The organism is Corynebacterium sp. CMW7794 (assembly GCF_001563605.1).
Taxonomy (GTDB): domain Bacteria; phylum Actinomycetota; class Actinomycetes; order Mycobacteriales; family Mycobacteriaceae; genus Corynebacterium; species Corynebacterium phoceense.
The window spans coordinates 78,185-94,623 of sequence record NZ_KQ961780.1; the positions used below are offsets into that span (position 1 = coordinate 78,185).

The 16,439-nt window shown below is 64.5% G+C and carries 14 protein-coding genes; 5 read left to right on the forward strand and 9 right to left on the reverse strand.

The window, feature by feature from the left end; all coding sequences use genetic code 11:
- Window positions 1-5: 5 nt before the first annotated feature.
- From HMPREF3227_RS11620 to HMPREF3227_RS11645, 6 genes are all read right to left on the reverse strand, one after another.
- The gene (locus tag HMPREF3227_RS11620; protein ID WP_066486073.1) at window positions 6-3,413 is read right to left on the reverse strand and encodes an arabinosyltransferase domain-containing protein; all 3,408 of its coding nucleotides are present in this window, start codon (window positions 3,411-3,413) and stop codon (window positions 6-8) included.
- An 87-nt stretch (window positions 3,414-3,500) separates the two neighbouring features.
- Window positions 3,501-3,725: a hypothetical protein gene (locus tag HMPREF3227_RS11625; RefSeq protein ID WP_066513245.1), complete on the reverse strand. Its 225-nt coding sequence runs from the start codon at window positions 3,723-3,725 to the stop codon at window positions 3,501-3,503.
- A 9-nt stretch (window positions 3,726-3,734) separates the two neighbouring features.
- Entirely contained in the window at window positions 3,735-5,726 is a 1,992-nt protein-coding gene (locus HMPREF3227_RS11630; protein WP_082750355.1) for a galactan 5-O-arabinofuranosyltransferase, read from the reverse strand.
- A gap of 98 nt (window positions 5,727-5,824) precedes the next feature.
- Window positions 5,825-6,586: a decaprenylphospho-beta-D-erythro-pentofuranosid-2-ulose 2-reductase gene (locus tag HMPREF3227_RS11635; protein ID WP_066485875.1), complete on the reverse strand. Its 762-nt coding sequence runs from the start codon at window positions 6,584-6,586 to the stop codon at window positions 5,825-5,827.
- Between the two features lie 29 nt (window positions 6,587-6,615).
- Window positions 6,616-8,031: an FAD-binding oxidoreductase gene (locus HMPREF3227_RS11640; RefSeq protein WP_066485871.1), complete on the reverse strand. Its 1,416-nt coding sequence runs from the start codon at window positions 8,029-8,031 to the stop codon at window positions 6,616-6,618.
- Between the two features lie 123 nt (window positions 8,032-8,154).
- Complete coding sequence (locus HMPREF3227_RS11645) at window positions 8,155-8,433, reverse strand: hypothetical protein (RefSeq protein ID WP_066485863.1); 279 nt, start codon at window positions 8,431-8,433, stop codon at window positions 8,155-8,157.
- Window positions 8,434-8,452: 19 nt separating this feature from the next.
- Here HMPREF3227_RS11645 and HMPREF3227_RS11650 point away from each other — a divergent pair, with 19 nt between their 5' ends.
- From HMPREF3227_RS11650 to HMPREF3227_RS11665, 4 genes are all read left to right on the forward strand, one after another.
- Entirely contained in the window at window positions 8,453-8,917 is a 465-nt protein-coding gene (locus HMPREF3227_RS11650; protein WP_066485861.1) for a hypothetical protein, read from the forward strand.
- Window positions 8,918-8,969: 52 nt separating this feature from the next.
- The gene (locus HMPREF3227_RS11655; protein WP_066513251.1) at window positions 8,970-9,845 is read left to right on the forward strand and encodes a plasmid pRiA4b ORF-3 family protein; all 876 of its coding nucleotides are present in this window, start codon (window positions 8,970-8,972) and stop codon (window positions 9,843-9,845) included.
- Between the two features lie 92 nt (window positions 9,846-9,937).
- Window positions 9,938-10,369, forward strand: coding sequence for a GtrA family protein (locus HMPREF3227_RS11660; protein WP_230384184.1), 432 nt, complete (start codon window positions 9,938-9,940; stop codon window positions 10,367-10,369).
- A 15-nt stretch (window positions 10,370-10,384) separates the two neighbouring features.
- Complete coding sequence (locus HMPREF3227_RS11665) at window positions 10,385-10,843, forward strand: GtrA family protein (RefSeq protein WP_066485857.1); 459 nt, start codon at window positions 10,385-10,387, stop codon at window positions 10,841-10,843.
- Window positions 10,844-10,971: 128 nt separating this feature from the next.
- On the opposite strand, the gene HMPREF3227_RS11670 is transcribed toward HMPREF3227_RS11665, so the two are convergent.
- Window positions 10,972-11,838, reverse strand: coding sequence for an alpha/beta hydrolase (locus HMPREF3227_RS11670; RefSeq protein WP_066485855.1), 867 nt, complete (start codon window positions 11,836-11,838; stop codon window positions 10,972-10,974).
- Between the two features lie 39 nt (window positions 11,839-11,877).
- Here HMPREF3227_RS11670 and HMPREF3227_RS11675 point away from each other — a divergent pair, with 39 nt between their 5' ends.
- Window positions 11,878-12,411, forward strand: coding sequence for a CG0192 family protein (locus HMPREF3227_RS11675; protein WP_066513254.1), 534 nt, complete (start codon window positions 11,878-11,880; stop codon window positions 12,409-12,411).
- Here HMPREF3227_RS11675 and HMPREF3227_RS11680 read toward each other — a convergent pair.
- Both HMPREF3227_RS11680 and HMPREF3227_RS11685 read right to left on the reverse strand, forming a co-directional pair.
- Complete coding sequence (locus HMPREF3227_RS11680; protein ID WP_066513256.1) at window positions 12,408-13,955, reverse strand: CotH kinase family protein; 1,548 nt, start codon at window positions 13,953-13,955, stop codon at window positions 12,408-12,410. The genes HMPREF3227_RS11675 and HMPREF3227_RS11680 overlap by 4 nt on opposite strands.
- A 537-nt stretch (window positions 13,956-14,492) precedes the next feature.
- Window positions 14,493-16,424 carry a M13 family metallopeptidase gene (locus tag HMPREF3227_RS11685; RefSeq protein ID WP_066513259.1) on the reverse strand — a complete coding sequence of 644 codons (1,932 nt, stop codon included), beginning with the start codon at window positions 16,422-16,424 and terminating at the stop codon, window positions 14,493-14,495.
- Window positions 16,425-16,439 lie beyond the last annotated feature (15 nt).

Here is a 16,439-nt window from a genome sequence, read left to right on the forward strand (position 1 = left end):
AAGGGCTACTTTTCAGAGCCCTCCGGACGAATCTTCATCTCAGATTCCTTCCACAGACCCGAGCGTGTGATGATCTCGTGGTCGATGGAGGCGAGGTCGGGGGCCTCGCCGGCGGAGTTGGTGCGCAGCTCGTACTTCTTGATGGAGCCCCAGTCGCGGGCCCAGTCGTGGTTGAGGTAGGCCGGGATCTCGTAGTCGTAGTTCACGGCCTCCGCGGTAGCCATGGCGCCGCCGCCAGAGAAGGACTGGAAGTCCGTGAGCGAGGTCTGCGCCGCCGCGTCCGGAAGGATGCGGTACTCGGGGATCTCGGTCACGCCGGCGTAGTGGTCGAAGGTGCGCTGGCAGGGGAACTGCAGGGCCGTGGACCAGTCGAGAAGGCCCGGGGTATCGGAGCCGATGACATTATTGAGGGTGTCCAGGGTGGGTACGCGCGGCGGCGTGATGGCCAGCCAGTCTTCCTCATCGAGGGAGTCATCCGTAGCGACGAGGCGCACGACGTTCGCCTCGGCGGGGAGCTGGTCGAGTGCCATGCGGAGGTTACGCCACTTCGGGGTGGCGCCGACATCGGACAGTTCGGCCTCGCCGATGTCCTTGATGGAGCCGCCGTCCTGCGTGCCGTACTGGAGCGTGAGCTCCATGCCGTCCTGCTCAATGCCATTGACATCGTGGTGGTAGATGTTGCCGGCGGCGGAAACGACGAGGAGCGGGGCGGCGTCGGTTGCTTCAGGCAGCTTAAACCACTGGGACTTGAGGCTGGCGGTGCCTTCCTGGTCCTCAGAGTACGAGCCGGTGATGGGGACCTTGGTGTAGTCCAGGTCGAAGGGCAGCGCGATGTGGGAGCCGTTGACGCCCGCCTGATCACGCTCGCCGGAGGTAGCCTGCTTCTCCTGCTCGCTGCGGTGGGCGGACTCGCTCTCCGTCTTCGTGGAGGCCGTACCGTCCGTCTCGCCGTTCTGCTCGTTCTCGTCAACCGCGCCGCCCAGGGAGCGGTCGGCGCCGGAGGACGCGTTGGTCGTATCCGTGCTCTGCGACGTGGACAAGCCGCCGATAGCACCCACGGAGGCGGAGTTCTGATACTCAGGTTCGATGGAGGACGGCACGTTATCCGGGGCAAAGCCCGTGGAGTTCGGGTCGTTGAGGGACTCGCCCAGAGTGCCGGCAATCGGCTCGAGGAAGGAGTCGTTCGTATTGGTCTCCACCAAAGTGGCATCGGCGAGCGAGCACGTGTTACCCGCAAGCGAGGCAAGATTGCCCTTGCCCACGGAGTAGGCGTCGCCCTGGGAGACGTAGGCCTTAGCGAAGGAGGCCATGGAGAAGGCCACGACGCCAATACACGCGATGGCAATGGGAGCAGACATGACGCCGGCCCAGCGGGTCACGCGGTCAGACTCGGCGGCGCGGAAGTCCTCGTCGCTCGTGCCCGCGGCAATCGCCTTGGTGCGGCGCGACTCGCGACGGAAGGACTGAATGATGCCGATAGCGAGGATGACCAAGCCGATGGCGAGCACCACCGTGTTCGCCTCAATGGCCTTGAGTTGGACGGTGCGGTCCCACCACGGAATGCCGAAGGAGGAGACGTACCACCAGGCGTTCCAGCCAGCCAGGGAGATGGCAAGGAGGAAGGTCACGGCGGCCAGGGCGAAGGTGCGTGCGCGGGAGGAGCGCAGGGCGATCTGGGAGAGCACGACCGCGCCCAGGGCGGCGACGACGCCGGCGACACCGGCGTAGATGCCGAAGTGGTGCGTCCACTTCGTCGGCGTGAACATGAGGAAGAACATGCTCAGCGCGATGATGAGCAACAGGCGCGCGGTGGGGCCAGCCTCAGCGCCCACGACGCGGCGGTTCTTAATGAACGCGTAGACGATCAACGCCAGGCAGAAGAGCATGGTGAACATCGCGAAGCGGCGCGTGAGCGAGCCGTCCACGGACTCCTGGAAGAGCGTGGTGTAGCGAACGTACTCGGAGTACCACGGCAGCGCGGGGCCGACCTGGGAGCGCACGGAGGTGGACTCAAGGACGGTCGCGAGCGTTTGGTCGTGGAAGACCGCCACCATAATCGCGGTGCCGGAGGCGAGGAACGTGGAGACGAGCGGGACCCAGCCCAGCCCAGTGGCCTTGGCGCGCTCACCGAGGAAGGCAAAGAGCTGCGGCAGGCAGACCAGGAAGATGCCCACGGCGAACAGACCCGTGGGGCCGACGGCCAGCGTGATCGTCGCGATGATGGTGCCGATAGCCGCTGGCAGGAGGCGGCGCGTAGCGATGGAGCGCTCGAAGGACGCCCACGTCAGCATGACGCCCAAGGCGACCATAGGCTCCGGACGGATGCCGTTGTTATACGGCAACCAGAAAGCCAGGAACATAAACGCCGCGGTCCAGTGGGCGACGCGGCGGCCGTTAACGAGCTCGCCAAAGCGCGGGAGGATTTCGCGCGACAGCACGAACCAGATTATGAGCGCGGCGACGAGCGATGGCAGGCGCATGAAGACCGAGGAGGTCGACACGTGCGTGAGCGCGGCGAGTAGGTCGTAGTACGGGGAACCGAAGGGGGCCTCAGGCACGCCGTACCAGCGGTAGTAGTTCGCCATGTAGTCCGCGTGACCGCTCACGCGCGCCATGGTGAGGATGAAGCCGTCGTCCGAGGTATTCGAACCGAAGATGTGCCAGAACGCGAGGATGGCGGCGACCACGCCATCGAGCGGACGGACCTGCTTCCACGTCTCCGGCATAAAGCCGAAGCGCTTGCCGTCGAGGCGGTCAATACGCCACAGGCAGAACAAGGAGATGAGGACCATGAGCAGGCCGAACCACATGGCAATGGTCTTCACCGTGGACGGCGAGGAAGTAAAGCGGGAGTTGACCTCCACGTCGACACGCATGTCGCTGAGCGCTGCGCGAGCCTCCGGCGTGTTATCAATCTCGGTGTAGGTACCGGTGACCTGCGGACGCTCGTCGTCTTCGGTCTCTTCTTCGTGCTTGCCCACGTCAACGCGCACGGAGTCGCCATCCGCCGCGATATGCAGCACGGCATCGTCAGGCAGAGCCGCGACCTCGCTCTTGTCGAGGGAGAGGATGACCGTGTCGAGGGAGGCGACCGTGAGGCCCCGCTCCTCGTCGTAGCGGACGAACATACCGCGGTTGGTCGCCTTCTCCGACTCGGGCGGCACCGTGCCGTAGAGCAGCGACTGTCCCTCACGCAGGTACTGCGTCGCTGCGATGGGGATTTCCGCATCAATCTTCTCCGGCGCCACCGAGATGAGCGGCGAGTTGATCGAATTGAGCGAGTCATTTTGCGGCCAGTGCACGCTGGACTGCACCTGGTTGACCGGCAACAACGGCAGGGCCACAAAGGCCAGGAAGCCAAGAATGCCGGAGACGAGAGCAGTCCACTTCAACCATGCCGGCGCGGTCTCCATGCGCACGGGCTGCGAAGCAACGCTCGATGCTGGGCTTTCGGTCGATAAAGTCACCCAGATAGTCTAAACCACCTCGCACGGTTCGCCTTATCTCTGCGCAGGTGATCCCGGCCCCAGCACCCGAGCTGCGTGGGCCAGCTCCTCCTCTGCCGCCCGCAGTTCCGCCTCCATCTGCGTGTTCGCGGGAGCGCGGTCGAAGCAGGCTTCCGCCGTGAGCAGGCCCGCCGCGCGGTCGATGCGGAAGGCCAGCCGGAAGTCCGGCAGCCACGCCGTCCACGCGCCCGCGATGGCGTGTTCCAGCGGGTCTGTCACGACTGTCTACTACTGGGTGCGCACGGCGACGACGAACGGGCCGACCTGCTTGACGTCCCAGCCCTCGGCGAAGACCTCCGGGTTGTAGAAGATCGCGCGGTAGCGCACGTTGGGCTGGTTCGGGTAGATATCCTCCGCGAGGTGGATCTTATAGCCGTCCGTCTCCGCACCGTCCTCGGCGACCTCGCCGCGGAAGATGATGGCGGACGGACCCTGCCACTTGGCGCTATCGAGCGCCTCACGGAATTGCTCGGGGGTCTGATCCCAGGACTCGCGCGCCCACGTTTCCATCTGTGCGCTGCGCTCGCGGAACTGTCCCAGCGGGTTGGCGTAGTGCGCGGTAAAGGCGTTGAAGCCGTGGTACGGGTAGTACGCCATAAACAGCTTCTCGTCAGTCATGATGACCGTGCCGTTCGGCGTATAGCCGTGGTCCACGATGAAGTCATTGATCTCCCCGTACTTCGAGGCCGAGTCCGGGGTGAATTGGTCCGCGCGCTCGCCATTGCCGTCCGTATCCGCGTACGCGTGGTCAATGGCGTCTTCGTTGAGGCGCGGAATCTGCTGCACGTAGTAGATACCTGACAGCAGCATGACCACCACGAAGGCCGTGGTAATCGCGCGGTTTGTCGGCACGTCAAAGCGCGCCGGATACAGGGAGTGAATGCCCACCAGCCGTACCTCCGCCAGACCCAGGATGCCGGCGGTGGCCATGAAGAGCACGACGATGATTTCCAGGCGGAAGCTGAGCAGCGTCGTACCGGCGAGCGTCACCACCATCGAGGCGACGATCCATGCGTAGATTCCGCCGAGCGCGAAAGCAAGCGCCCGCACCTCGGCATCGGCAAGCCGGAGCGCCAGGAAAATGACACCGATGAGGCACAGCGCACCGATGACGCTGGGCGAGAGGAACGGCACGGGCAGCTGCGTGCCCTCGCTGGGCAGGTAATGCTGCGCGGCAGACTCGAGCGGGACGCCGCTGCGCAACGCCGACATGACGTAGGGACCCCACGCGACGGCGGCGATGGCCAACGAGGCCACGCCGATGATGACGAGCCGGACAATCGGCAGCCACCGGCGTTCATAAACCGCGGTGATAATGGCGAGCAGGGAAACCACCGTGAGCGCAATGGCACCGGTGAACAACGTGTAGAAGGTCGCCGAGATGCCCAGGAAGAGGGCAAGGCCCGCCGTCGCGGACCACGAGCCATGGAAGGCACGCTGCGCGAGCAACGCCGCCGCCGGCGCGCCCATCGCAATGACCGCGGAGTACGGCTCTTCCGCGCCGAGCGTGAGCGTGACCGCCGTGGTCATCACAGCAATGGCCGTCGCCACAGGCAGCGAGCCCACGAGGTGCTGCCAGATCGGCACGAGGATGGAGCCTGCCACCGCGAGCGAGATGAGTGCCCACGGCTGGAAAACCTCCCAGCCCGGTAAGCCCAACACGGCCGCGAGCCGGCCGCCCAGCCAGAACCAGCCCATGGGATAGAACGTGGGCATGTCCAGGTAGTTCATGTCGGCGTAGCCGCCCTGCTCCGTCGTGCGCGTGAGGAACTGTGTGCGGAAGACCTGATCGACCTGAATGCCGTCGAGCCACAGCTTGGTGGCCGAAAGCGGAATTCCTACCGCAGCGATGACGATGAACGCCGGTGCCATGTAGGAGAAGAAATACGTGAGCGCCACGCGCCACTGCGGCCGGCGGCGTTTACCGTAGTACTCATCCGAAATCCACCATGCGAGCAGCCCCGCCACAATGACAAGGGTGAGCACCATACCCGCCGTCGCGAGCGCGCGCGTGACCATGGAGGTACTAAACGCCGGCAGGTGCGTGCGCTTGAACACCATCCACGCCACGAGCGTCACCGCAAAGGCGCCCACACCGGCGCTCGAGAGCCCTAAGAGCGTGGAGCGCAGGGAGAGCAGATCGGACGCATAGTTTTCGGTGCGCATCTGGGGACGCAGAATGGTACCCCGGCGGCGCGGCTGAGCGGCGGCAGTAGTCATGGCTTCCAGTGAACCACATTCCCCACCGGGATCCGGGATCGCGAAACCCCCGCGACCACGTCACAGTCGACGAGCGGGCGCGGGGGTTGCGGGTCGTTCTAGAACGGCAGCTTGCGGAAGATGGGCTGCGGGATGAACTTAAACGCCAGGGAGACGTACTCGAACAGCGGGTGCACGAAGATGGACTCCTTGTTGTGCACGACTGCGTCGTACGTGGCCTTGGCAACGTCCGCGACGTTGACGGTGAGCGGTGCCTCGCCTGCGGCGGCAGACATCTTGGTGCGCACCTGGCCCGGGCGCACGACGAGCACCTTGGCACCGGACTCGCGCAGCGCCTCGCCGAGGTTGACGAAGAAGCCGTCGACGCCCGCCTTGGACGCGCCGTAGACGAAGTTGGAGCGACGCACGCGCTGGCCTGCAACGGAGGACAGGGCGACGATGGTGCCGTGGCCCTGCTTCTTCAGCTTCTGTCCCAACAGCACGCCCACGGACACGGGCGCCGTGAAGTTGGTCTGTGCGGAGGCAACAGCCTGCGCCTGGTCCTGCCACAGCGCTTCCTGGTCGCCCAGGGTGCCGAAGGCGATGATCGCAACATCCACGTCGCCGTGCGCAAACGCGGCGTCGATGACGGCCGGATGGGAGTCGAAGTCCGTGGCGTCGAAATCGACAACCTCGACCTGTGCGCCCTGGGCCTCGAGCTGTGCGCGGGCCGCGTCGATACGCGGGGAATCCTTGCGCGCGGCAAGCGTGACGTGCGGGGTGCCGCCGTGGGAGAGGAACTCGGAGACGATGCCCAGACCGATCTCGGAGGTACCGCCCAGAAGCAGGATGTTTTGTGCCTGGCCTACTGCATTCAGCATGTTCTTTTCAGGTCCTTTCGGGGTGGTTTCTAGTGCAGCTCGAGACGGCGGGACATGTCAGATGCGAAGACGCCGGTCGGGTCGATCTCGTTGCGGGTCTTCAGCCAGCCCTCCATGCCCGGATACATCTTGTGGAAGTTCTCGGCGGAGGTACGCGACTCCTTGGCCAGGTACAGGCGGCCACCGAACTCCATGACGCGACGGTCAAGGTCGTCGAGGAAGGCACCCAGGCCCGGCTTGATGGGGAAGTCCACGCAGACGTTCCAGCCCGGCATGGGGTAGGACAGCGGAGCCTTGTTCCCCGGGCCGAAGAGCTTGAACACGTTGAGCGCCGAGTAGTGGCCCGAACGCTGCATGTCGCGAATGATGTCCTTGAACGGCTCGACGGCCTCGGTGGGCACGACGAACTGGTACTGCAGGAAACCATTGGAACCGTAGCCACGGTTCCACTCACCGATGAGGTCGAGCGGCTGGTAGAACTGCGTGAGGTTCTTCACCTTGTTCCGGGCCGGAGCACCCATCATGTAGTAGGCCTCGCCAATCGCCATGAGCGACAGCTTGTTCATCGTAAAGTTCGGGAAGATATCCGGCACCGTCATCAGCTGCGGCGCGTTGAACTTGAGCGGGTCCTTGGCCAGCTTCGGCGCGAGCTCCTCAAGCTGTGCCAGCGTGGCGAGCGAACCACGGGAGATGGTCGAGCGGCCCAGCTTCGGCTCCGGGGAGATGACGTCGAACCATGCGGACGAGTAGGTGTAGTTCACCTCAGAGCCGTCCGAGTGGAAGGCCACGGTCTCATCCAGGTTGTTCGTGCGGTCCGTATCCGCGATGAAGTAGGCGGTCTCCGTCTTCGTCATGCGAATGCGGGCGCGCAGGATGATACCGGTAAGGCCCATGCCACCCACGGTGGCCCAGAACAGCGTGCCGTCCGGATCATCTGCAGAGCCTTCCGGCTCCAGGTGGAGGACGCGGCCGTCGGCCACGAGCAGCTCCATGGAGACAACGTGGTTGCCGAAGGAGCCGGCGGAGTGGTGGTTCTTGCCGTGAATATCGGGGCCAATGGCGCCGCCGATGGTGACCTGGCGGGTGCCCGGCAGAACCGGAACCCACAGGCCGTACGGCAGGGCAGCCTTCATGAGCTGGTCCAGGGTGACGCCGCCGTCGACGTCGACGATGGCGGATTCAGGGTCAATGGAGTGAATCTTGTTGAGCGGCTGCATGTCGATCACGAGGCCGCCGGCGTTTTGTGCCGGGTCGCCGTAGGAACGACCCATGCCGCGGGCGATGACGCCGCGCTTGAGGTGCTCGGGCTTGTCGGAGTTGTCGTCCGCCACCTGGGCGACGGCCGCCTGGATGACCTCAACGTCTGCGGTGGACAAGACGTGAGCGGAGGTGCGGGCAGTACGTCCCCAACCATGCAGGGACTGTTCGGTGGTGTGTAGTTCCATCTCTTACTCTTTGCTCGACGGATAATGCTCCATCCAGCCTACCCACGTGTGAGCCCGCATGACACGCAGGACCCAAGTGATATACGGAACAAACCGGGCATTCTCATGCCCGATCAAAAACCTTTAATACAAATCCATGAGGTCACGGATTTCCTTGGGCAGTTCCTCCTGCGTCTCAATCACGGGGCCGTCATACTCCCGCAGAATGTCGTACACGCGCTGGCGCGAGGTCGAGTCCATGATGGGCAGTTCCTGCGCCATGAGTCGCGTCATAAAGTCGCTGAGCGGCGCCGTCGTATTCTGTGTTGCCTGGTAGGAGCCATTGCGACGGTCGTCCTCCGTGCGCTCGTCCTGGGCCGCCTGCTGCGCCGGCGTCATATGCTCATGCTTATCGGAATACATGCCGTCTAGACTATCCCGCATGACCGCTCCGCAAAATAAGCCCGATAATTATGCCCTCGACGACACGCTTGCCGGCCGCATCGCGCAGGCCGCCGCTGTGGGAATTCTCACCGCGCTGCCGGACTACCTCAAGTCCAAGGTCGGTCTCACGGTCGGCTACCTCACCGGGTTCACCGCCTTCGGCAGCCTCGTCGCCTTCGCTAACGCCCAGAACGAGGACGAGCGCGATGACGCACCGCTTACGGTCGAGCCGGCATCCCCACTCAAGACGTACGGCGCATTCCTTGTCCTCCTCGCTCTACTCGCCGTCGGCGCGTTCCTCAACGTGAAGATCGCCCGCGGCATCGTCAGCTTCTTGCGCAAGCGCGGCGCCACCAAGCCCTGGAGCCTCACCGGCGCGCTGCTCGCAGCACTCACCTTCGCCGTCTCGGAGGCGGAGGCCCGCGGCCTCGACAAGCAGTCGTTCAACGACACGTCCCGCTAACTCAGCTCGGCGCCCACGGCGCGGGACCGTCAAAGTGGTTAGGCTGGGGCCCATGTCCTCCCCCATCATCGATCTCGAGCAGGCCCGCGCGCGACGCCAGCCTGCCGAGTCGACCATCATCGTCCAGGTCGCCCACGTGCGCACGGACGCGGAGGTCCACCGCCAGATTGGCATCAACGACGCGCTCACGTTCGAGGAGTTCCACGAGGTTCTCGCCACGTGCTTCGCGCTCCCCAACGAAGACGCGCCCTGGCATTTCTTTGAGCACGACGCCGCCCGCGGCGCGCGTATCGATCCCGCCCACCGCGTGCGCGACTTCCTGCGCCGCCCGGGCCAACACATCGACTACGTCTGGGGCCTGTGGGACTTCACCATCACCGTCGCGGAGGTCTACCTGCGCGACGCTGACACCCCGCGCGCGCTGTGCGTCGGCGGTTCCGGTTCTTTCGATGTCCCCTTCGATATCACGGCGATTAATGCTCAGCTCACCGGCGATAAAACCATCAACGCCGTCCTCGAGCAAGTCCGCCCCGAGGTCCGCGACGCCGTCGTGCGTTCCCGGCTCTTCGACTTCGTGCCGCTCCTCCAGGCGCTCGATCTCACCCGCGAGGTGAGCCTTCCCGCCGCCACGCTGCACGCGCTGGCGAGCCTGCCCCGCGAGGTCACGCTCGAGGGCCGCGACGCTTTCTGGTCCACCGCCCTGGCGCTTACCTGCATGGGCGACAAGCAACTCACGGAGTCCGTCCTCACCACCACGCTCGAGGCCCTCGGCTGGGTCGACGACTCCGGCGCGCCCTTGCTTGCCGATGCCGCCCTTAACCTCTGCGCCGATTCCCTCGCCGTCCTCACGCAGGTCCGCGCCACCGGTCCCGAGGCCCTCGCCCCAGTCGACCGACTCGACCTCTTCCGCGCGCTTCTTCGTCGTTAACCATTCCGCAGGCCCGCGGCAGGTAGGCTATCAGCGTGGAAAATACCGCGCAGACCCCCAACTCGCAGCAGCCCGACGCGCACGATGCCACCCTGAGCACGGACGACGTCGTCAACGCGACGCCCAATAATTCGCTGCGCACCCAGCTCGTCCGCTTCGTGTCCGTGGGCGTGTTTACGGCCATTCTCGACTTTGGCCTCACCCTCATCCTCACGCACTTGGGCCTCCACCGCTCCGCGGCGAAGGCCATCGGCTGGGTCTTCGGCACCATCGCGGCCTACCTCGCCAACGCCCGCTGGACCTTCGGGGCGCAGGTCTCCGGCCGCACTGCCACCGCAGTCGGCCTGCTCTACGCCTCGACCTTCGCGGTGCAGAACTTCCTCTACTGGGCCACGAACGCCCCGCTCATCGCGATGGGCTTCGAGGGCGCCGTCAAGGACACCATCTCGTTTGTCATCGCCCAGGCCGTCGCGACGATCACAAACTTCGTCATCCAGCGCGTCTTCATCTTCAAGGGCAAGTAAGACGGGACCACCGCCATGGATTCCGCCGCCGATCGCCTTTCGCGCTCCAACTCCCTGCAGGCACAGGGCACGAAGTTCGCCATCACCGGCGGCATCTCCGGCGTCATCGACGTCGGGATCACCTGGCTGCTCCAGATCGGCCTCGACCTCCTCGGCGACACCGCGGCCCGCACCGTCGGTTTTATCGTGGGCACGCTCACCGCGTACCTGCTCAACCGCCGCTGGACCTTCAACGCGAAGGCCTCCACCCGCCGCTTCCTCGCCGTTGCCGCAACGTACGCACTCACCTACGCAGTCAACATCGCGCTATACAAGTGGTGCTTCGAGTTCCTCGACAACGATCTTGCCTGGCCCAGCTCCTGGGCCCTCGTGGTCGCCTATGTCATCGCCCAAGGCACCGCGACGCTCATCAACTTTTGCGTGCAGCGCTGGGTCATCTTCCGCTCGACGCGGAAGAACTTCGTCGTCGATTAAGACTAAGGGTCGCTCCCGGGCCGCCGCGCGCCGATGAATCTTTCCATCGTAGGCAGCAAGCGCCCATAATCGGATCGACAAGCGCGGAGATCAGCGTGGCTTCACGCGCCGTGTCGCGCTTGCCTGCGTTACTCTGCGACTTTCTTGAGGAACTCCGCCGTGTCCTTAATGCGCTGACGCGCCACGGCCGGCGTAGAAATACGGTGCCGCGCCACGTAGTCTGCGGTCTGCGCGCCCGGCAGCTCCACGCGCCCGGCGATTTCATCTTCCGTCGCGGTCTGGATGAGCGTGTTGGGGAGGGCATCGGGAAGCTCATAACCCGCACGCAGCTCATCCGGCAGGTTGCCGAGTGCTGCGAAGTCGGGGAACGTGAGCAGGTACGCGTCGGCCTTGACCAGCGCCGCGAGCGCGCCGCCGGAGGAATAACCCCACACGGTCACGTGTCCGGGCAGCGCATCGATGGCCGCCTGCACGACCTTCACCATGTCATCCACGGTGTGTTCCGGCGCCAGCGGGTAATCAATGTCCACGATGGTCGTTCCGGACAGCTGCGCGGCCGCCGCGACCTCGGGGCGCCACTGCATCTCGAGCGCCTGACCGTCGCCGCGCCACCAGCCGCCCGAATGCAGCGACACGGCGTACGTGCCGTTCGGATCGCTCGGGGTAAAGACGCGGCCGTGCTCGTTATCGCTCACGGTCACGCCGTCCGTAAACGCCGTGCCCGGCATGGAGTGGTCCACCGCCGTCCCCAACACCATCATGGAGGCCTGGACAATGCGATCCGGCAGCTTCGCGCAGTAATTATCCGCCTCCGGCGAGCCGCCACCGGCCCACGGCGGACGGAAGTCCGGCAGCTCATAGTGCGCATCGATGTACGATCCCAGCTGCTCGAGCTGTTCATTCTCGCTGAGCTGGCGGTCCTGGCCGCCAATCTCCCAAGACTGACCTTCGGCCAGTTCGGCGTGCGGTACTTCCTGCGGTTGCTTGTCAGTCATGGGCCCAGACTACCTCCCCGGCGCGCTAAGCTGGCCGGCATGACTGAAGCGACCGTGCACCCCGAAGCCGCCCTCTCGCCCACCAAGGACGAGCTGTGCGCCGAGTTTTCCACCATCACCGAGCGTCTCGGTTCGTATCGCGCGGTGGATCCGGACGGCGAGGTGGGCATCGAGGTCATCATCGGCCGCACCTTCTCCGGCGAGCTGGGCCAGCTCTTCCTCTCCTATCGCGCCGCGGATAACGCCACCAAGAAGGAAATCGCACGCATGGATCACTCCGTGCTCGGCGAGCGCTCCGTCGCCTTCGGCGCCGATGACCGCGTGGCAAAGGCTGAGTTCAAGAGGATCGTCGAAGAATCGGACGTATCCGCGGGCTTCGTCGACCGCGAGGACAACGACATCCCCCAGCGTTTTACCGCCTATGGCACCGGCGGCGAGGGCGAGTTCTTTTGCTATTCCACCCTCATCGACGAGCCAAAGGCCCCCGGCCAATTACGCGTCATTGATCACGAAACCGGCGCCGACTACCTCGCTGGTGCCGTCGTTCCGCGCGCCTCGCGACGCAAGGCCTAGGCCTTCTGAGTGGCCAGATAGTCCTTGCGCTGCGTGATGAATTCCTGCAGCTTGTCTGCGGCCGAGTCGATGTCTGACTGTGGCGTCCCGTCCGTCGCCGGAACCTGCGAGCGCAGGTTCTCCAGCGTCTTTTCAGCGAATCCCGAGCCATAGATCTGCTCGTAGAGGTCCCAGTACGCCTGGTCATAGACGGCCTTGAACTTCTCGGACGCCAGGAAGCGCGTCTTGAGCTCGTTGCCGCTCATCATGCCGCCCTGCTGCTCCTGAATGTCTGCGGTCTGGGTGGCTGCGGCGTCTGCGGTGGTGGAGGTGGCGGCATCGGAAGGCTGGGCCTGCTGGCGGCGGCCGCCACCCATGGATGCGGACTCGTCCGGGGACTGCTCCGCATTATTCTGCATCGACATGTCGAGGTCCCACGACACGACGGAGACCTTCTTCGTCTCGTTGTCGTACCAGAGGTAGTAATTCTTGCCGGAGCCGGCCATGTCATCGCTGTTGACGAGCAGGTTCTGGGTGGCGAGGTACTTCGCGAAGGAGTCGACGTCGACGTAATCCTCGAGGTGCGCGTCGAATTCGGTGTCGTCGGCGGAGTCCATCCACTTGAGCAGATCCACGATGGGCTGTTCCTTCTCCACGTCGTCATCCTTGGACTCGATCTTGAACTGATCCTCGTAGGTTTCCGGGTCATCGCCCTGGTAGGTAAAGGAGCTTTCGGAGTCCGCCTTGTAGAGGATGCCGTCACCAAGGCGGGCCGCGTAGTATTCGTCCGGGTTCTCCAGTGCGATGCGAGTAAGCGTCTCGCCGCCATTGACCGAATACGTGAGGTACGTGTAGCGCTGCGAGGCCTGACCGGTTTCGGCGGTGGCCGAGAGCGCCGTCGCCTCGTTGAGCGACGGAATGCCCGAGCGCAGCGAGAACTGGGACATGCCTTGGTAGACGCGGCCGTCCTCATACTTGTCGAAGCTGATGAGCAACGGCCAGGTGGTCACGTCGCTTTCGTCGATGCTGGAGCCGGACATGCCGCCGCCTTGCGGGGCCCCGCCAGGGCCACCCTGACCACTGTCGGGCGGGGTGGGCTTCTCGCCGTCCGTGGGCATCTGCATTCCTGCGGGAGCCTGACCGTCGGCATTCTCACCAGGCGCTTGTCCGCCGCCCGGCATACCGGAGTTGCCGCCGAGAGTGCGCAGGGAGGAGTTGCCCTTGAGACGCACACCGACATTCTCGATGGTCGTGCCGTCAATCGTGATGTTGGCCTTCACCCAGGTCTTTTCGTCGCCGCTTTGGTAGTCCTCAAGCATGGTGTCGATGGCGTCCTGGTCAATATCGAGGGAAACCTCGTGGGACTGCGACAGATCAAAAAGGTCGGGGTTGTCCGCGCCGACGTCGGTGGTGTCGTCAAGGAGATCGGCGAGCTGCGTGGTCTGCACGGACGTGGCGGATGCGGTGCTGGTCGTGTCGTTCGCGCTGCACGCGGCCAGGGAAATGGCGGTGGCACCGGCGACGATGCCGGCGATGATCTTTGTGCGCAAGGTCAAGCGCTGCATGGGAGTCCTCTCATACGTGATGTTCGGGTATGAGACTTATTTAAGGACACCCACCTGCACGCACCGCGCGGATTTCTGGGCAGGGTCGTGAGAGTTCGAGCCTGGTTTCCTGGAAGCCAGCTGAGCAGTTCCTGTTCCTGCCGAAAATTCCTCGTTTCAATGGGGGCCGGTTCAGGTGGTGAATGCAATGCGACTGGAAGGAGCATTGCATTCACCCCGAGGATTTGAAATCTCCTAGAGAGAAGTACCTGGCGGCCTACCTCCACGCCCCGCCCGCTGCCCGAGATCCGCACGGCGTTGTGGGTGGGGTGTCAAAAAGAATCCTGACACCTCACCCTCGCGTTTCCCAATGACTGGGTGCGCATCGGCGTGACGACGGTCGCGTTCGTCTACGCGCTAGCATCGGCGCGCAGCTCGAAATCAAGCAGCACGACATCAAGCAACAAGAAGAAATAGCCACAACGCCCGAATAAGAAGCGAAAAATTGAAAATTCTCGACCTTATTCGGGCGTTGTGGCTATCGGACGCCGAAGCGAGCTACCAGATGGTGACGCGGTCCTCGGGCGCGACGTAGGTGGGGGCATCGGAAGGCACGTCGAAGGCCTCGTAGTACTCCGCGACATTGGCGACAATGAGGTTGCAGCGGAACTCGGCCGGCGAGTGCGGGTCAATGGCGAGGTACTGGGCGGCCATCTCCGGGCGGATGGCAGTGCGCCACACACGGGCCCAGGCGAAGAAGAGGCGCTGGAGGCCGTTCCACTCCTGCTCGGCGAGAGCGGGCTCGGCGCCTTCAGCGGTGAAGGGCCGGACCTGACCGAGCGGGTCTAGATCGTGATCGGCGCAGTACTTCTTGTACGCCACGACGGCAATACCCAGGCCGCCGAGGTCGCCAATGTTCTCGCCCAGGGTGAAGGCGCCGTTCACGCCGGAAGACTCGATACCGGCTTCCTTGAGCACGGTGGGCACCTGGCCCTGATACTGATCCACGAGCTTGGCGGTGAGCTTCTCAAACGCGGCACGGTCCTCGTCAGTCCACCAGGAGGTGAGGTTGCCGTCGCCGTCGTACTGGGAGCCCTGGTCGTCGAAGCCGTGGCCGATCTCGTGGCCGATGACGGCACCGATGGCGCCAAAGTTCTCCGCGACGTCACCGCCCTCAGCGGACGCGGTGAAGAACGGCGGGCGCAGGATGCCAGCGGGGAACGTGATGTCGTTGGCCACCGGGTTGTAGAAGGCGTTGACGGTCTGCGGGGTGGCGAACCACTCCGTGCGGTCGGCCGGCTTGCCCATCTTGGCCAGCTCATAGTCGTGCGAGAAGGCGGAGCCGCGGCGGTCGTTTTCGACGGCGTCGTCCGTGGGCTCCAGGCCCTCGTACGAGCGCCACTTATCCGGGTAACCGATCTTCGCGTTGAACTTGCCCAGCTTCTCCAGGGCGCGCTCGCGGGTCTCGGCGGTCATCCACGGCAGCTCGGAAATACGGGAACGGTAGGCGTCGAGCAGGTAAGAGACCAGCTCAAGCATCTCTTCCTTGTACGAGGCCGGGAAGTGCTTGTCCACGTAAGCCTTGCCGATCTCCTGGCCCACGTAGCCGGCCTGACCAAGGGCACGCTTCCAGCGATCGCGCTGCTCGGTGGCACCGGTGAGCGTCGTGCCGTAGAAAGCGAAGTTGGCCTTAGAAATCTCCTCGGTGAGCAGGGCCGCGCGGCCGCGCAGGATGTGCCATGTTGCCCACAGCTGCCAGTCCGCAATGCGGTCTGCGGTAAACAGCGAATCCAGGTGCGTGAGGAAGGACGGCTGTGCGACAACGACGCGGGACTCAGGGAACCGGGCGCCGCGCAGGATCTCTTGCACGTGCTCGGGCAGATCAGTGAACTCGGTCGGGTTATAGGTCTTCACAGCGTCGCGGGAGGCGACGACGTCCCAATGACCAGCCGCGATGGAGGTCTCAAGTGCGACGATGCGGGTGGCGGCGGCATCGGCAGGCAAACCAAAGATGCGGCCGGAATCGAGGAAGCCAAGCATGCGCTCCACGTGCGCGCGGTAGGCCTTGAGGGTCTCCGCGTGGGCCTCCTCGCGGTAGTAGGCCTCATCCGGCAGGCCGAGGCCCGACTGGATAAGCGTCGCAATCGCATCAGTGCCGCCCGGGTCCTTCTCAATGTAGGCAGCCACTGGGCTACCAATCCCGAGTCGGTCCAGCTCACCCAACACGCGCGCGAGCTCCTGTGTATCCGCCACGGCGAGGCGGTCGAGGTCCGCGTCGAGCGGAGCCACGCCCGCGGCGTTGAGCGCGTCGACATCCATAAACGCGGCGTAGAACTTCCCGGCGCGGCCGGTATCGTTCTTCACAATCTCGTGCTCCATCTCCTCCGCGTCATCGCGCAGCTTATGGAACGTACCGTCCACCGCGCGGTCCGCGGGGATCTCGTGCGTGGCCAGCCAGGGCCCATTCAGAAACTGGTAAAGGTCATTCATGCCGCCCAAGCTTAA

Bases quoted from the DNA above. Each gene is read 5' to 3' on its own strand.
- HMPREF3227_RS11675 (WP_066513254.1), top strand. From the start codon at position 11,878: ATGACTGAAGCGACCGTGCACCCCGAAGCCGCCCTCTCGCCCACCAAG.
- HMPREF3227_RS11635 (WP_066485875.1), bottom strand. From the start codon at position 6,586: ATGCTGAATGCAGTAGGCCAGGCACAAAACATCCTGCTTCTGGGCGGT.
- HMPREF3227_RS11650 (WP_066485861.1), top strand. From the start codon at position 8,453: ATGACCGCTCCGCAAAATAAGCCCGATAATTATGCCCTCGACGACACG.
- HMPREF3227_RS11665 (WP_066485857.1), top strand. From the start codon at position 10,385: ATGGATTCCGCCGCCGATCGCCTTTCGCGCTCCAACTCCCTGCAGGCA.
- HMPREF3227_RS11685 (WP_066513259.1), bottom strand. From the start codon at position 16,424: ATGAATGACCTTTACCAGTTTCTGAATGGGCCCTGGCTGGCCACGCAC.
- HMPREF3227_RS11645 (WP_066485863.1), bottom strand. From the start codon at position 8,433: ATGTATTCCGATAAGCATGAGCATATGACGCCGGCGCAGCAGGCGGCC.
- HMPREF3227_RS11655 (WP_066513251.1), top strand. From the start codon at position 8,970: ATGTCCTCCCCCATCATCGATCTCGAGCAGGCCCGCGCGCGACGCCAG.
- HMPREF3227_RS11630 (WP_082750355.1), bottom strand. From the start codon at position 5,726: ATGACTACTGCCGCCGCTCAGCCGCGCCGCCGGGGTACCATTCTGCGT.
- HMPREF3227_RS11640 (WP_066485871.1), bottom strand. From the start codon at position 8,031: ATGGAACTACACACCACCGAACAGTCCCTGCATGGTTGGGGACGTACT.
- HMPREF3227_RS11620 (WP_066486073.1), bottom strand. From the start codon at position 3,413: ATGGAGACCGCGCCGGCATGGTTGAAGTGGACTGCTCTCGTCTCCGGC.
- HMPREF3227_RS11670 (WP_066485855.1), bottom strand. From the start codon at position 11,838: ATGACTGACAAGCAACCGCAGGAAGTACCGCACGCCGAACTGGCCGAA.
- HMPREF3227_RS11680 (WP_066513256.1), bottom strand. From the start codon at position 13,955: ATGCAGCGCTTGACCTTGCGCACAAAGATCATCGCCGGCATCGTCGCC.